Origin of the sequence: Micrococcus sp. HSID17227 (assembly GCF_003989405.1) — a bacterium.
In the GTDB taxonomy this organism is placed as follows: domain Bacteria; phylum Actinomycetota; class Actinomycetes; order Actinomycetales; family Micrococcaceae; genus Micrococcus; species Micrococcus luteus.
This window is the reverse complement of sequence record NZ_RBLN01000307.1, coordinates 1-2,184: the sequence shown is the minus strand read 5'-3', so window position 1 is coordinate 2,184 and position 2,184 is coordinate 1. Positions and strand designations below refer to the sequence as shown.

3 protein-coding genes are annotated in these 2,184 nt (G+C 74.0%); all 3 read left to right on the top strand.

The genetic code is table 11. The annotated features are described in order from the left end of the window. On the top strand, positions 1-589 hold a 589-nt coding region (locus D8M29_RS11115; RefSeq protein ID WP_153240294.1), incomplete at its 5' end, for an NAD-binding protein. Then, entirely contained in the window at positions 586-1,383 is a 798-nt protein-coding gene (locus D8M29_RS11110; protein ID WP_060974190.1) for an enoyl-CoA hydratase, read from the top strand. The genes D8M29_RS11115 and D8M29_RS11110, both read left to right, overlap by 4 nt. Then, a partial coding sequence (locus tag D8M29_RS11105; RefSeq protein ID WP_370450171.1) for a 3-hydroxyisobutyryl-CoA hydrolase occupies positions 1,380-2,184 on the top strand: 805 nt, incomplete at its 3' end. The genes D8M29_RS11110 and D8M29_RS11105, both read left to right, overlap by 4 nt.

Sequence of the window (2,184 nt, the reverse complement as noted above, 5' to 3'; positions counted from 1 at the left end):
GGCGGCGGAGGCGGCGGGCATGCGGGCGGCCGACGCGCCGGTCTCGGGCGGCCAGGTGGGCGCCGAGGCCGGCACCCTCGCCTTCATGGTGGGCGCCTCGGACGAGGTGTACGCCGAGGTGCTGCCGCTGCTCGAGGTCATGGGCGCGCGGATCGTGCACTGCGGGGCCGCCGGCCTGGGCCAGGCCGCGAAGATCTGCAACAACATGGTGCTGGGGGTCACGCAGATCGCCGTCGCCGAGGCCTTCGTCCTGGGCGAGCGCCTGGGCCTGCAGCACCAGGCCCTGTATGACGTGATGAGCAAGGCCTCCGGGCAGTGCTGGTCCCTGACCACCAACTGCCCGGTGCCTGGCCCCGTCCCCGGCTCCCCCGCGAACCGGGACTTCCAGCCCGGCTTCGCCGGCGCCCTGATGGCCAAGGACCTCGGGCTCGCGCTCGCGGCCCTGGACGAGCAGGGCGTGGCGGCCGACCTGGGGCGCCTCGCGCAGGCCAAATACGCCGAGTACGCCGCCGGAGAAGGCGCCGCCCGCGACTTTTCCGGCATCATCGAGGACATCCGAGCATCACACACGGACAGGAGCGAGGCATGAGCGAGCAGACCACCCCGGACGGCGCCGAGTCGCCGATCATCGTGGAGCGGCAGGGCCGGGTCGGCCACATCCGCCTGAACCGGCCGAAGGCCCTGAACGCGCTGAACGAGGCGACGATGCGTGCTGTCGTCGCGGCGGTGCAGGAGCTGGACACCGACCCGGAGATCGGGGCGATCCTGCTCTCCGGCTCCCCCAAGGCGTTCGCCGCCGGCGCGGACATCAAGGAGATGGCCACCAAGGAGTTCTCCGAGATGTACGCGGCCGACTGGTTCGCCGGCTGGGACGGGCTCACCCGTGCCCGCACCCCCATCGTGGCGTGCGTGACCGGCTACGCCCTCGGCGGCGGCTGCGAGCTGGCCATGATGGCCGATGTGCTCGTGGCCGGCGAGGGCGCGAAGTTCGGCCAGCCCGAGATCAACCTCGGCGTCATCCCCGGCATGGGCGGCTCCCAGCGCCTGACCCGCGCCGTGGGCAAGGCGAAGGCCATGGACATGATCCTCACCGGCCGCATGATCGGGGCGGAGGAGGCCGAGCGCATCGGGCTCGTCTCCCGCGTGGTGGCCGACGAGAAGGCCCTCGAGGAGGCGCTGGAGGTGGCCGCGACCATCGCGTCCAAGTCCAAGCCGGCCTCCTGGATGGCCAAGGAGGCCGTCAACGCCGCGTTCGAGACCACGCTCGCCCAGGGCATCGCCTTCGAGCGCCGCGTGTTCCACGCCGCGTTCGCCACGGCGGACCAGAAGGAGGGCATGGACGCGTTCGCGGCCAAGCGCGAGGCGCGGTGGCAGCACCGATGAGCGGCGCGCAGACCACGGCGACGACGGCCCCCACGGCCGCACGGGACGGGGCGGCGGACGAAGTGCTCCTCGAGGTCCGCGACGGCCTCGGCCGCATCACCCTCAACCGGCCCCGCGCCCTCAACGCGCTCACGCAGGACATGGTCCGGGCGATCGACGCGGCCCTGACCGACTGGGCCGCGGACCCCGCCGTGCGCGGCGTGCTGATCCGCGGCGCCGGGGAGAAGGGACTGTGCGCCGGCGGTGACGTCGTCTCCCTGCGCTCCTCGCTCCTGGCCGGGCGGTTCGCGGAGGCCGAGGAGTTCTTCCGCGACGAGTACGCGATGAACGAGCGCATCGCCACCTACCCCAAGCCGTACGTGGCCTTCATGGACGGCATCGTCCTGGGCGGCGGCATGGGCGTGTCCGCGCACGGCTCGCACCGCGTGGCCACCGAGCGGACGCGCGCCGGCATGCCCGAGACGGCGATCGGGTTCACCCCCGACGTCGGCGGCTCCTTCCACCTCGCCCGCGCGCCCTTCCAGGCGGGCCGGCACCTGGCCGCGACCTCGGCGCACGCCTCCGGGTCCGACGCGGTGGCCCTGGGCCTGGCGGACGTCTTCGTGGAGTCCGCCCGGCTGGACGAGCCGAGGGCGCGCGCGACGACGCCGCCTTCGCCGCCGCCGACGAGGTGCTGGCCCGGTTCGCGGTGGCCGAGGACGCCCGGCCCGCCTCCGCCCTGGTGGCCGACCGGGAGTGGATCGAGGACGCCTACGGCCGGGAGACGGCCGCCGAGGTCCTCGCCGCCCTGGACGAGCGCGA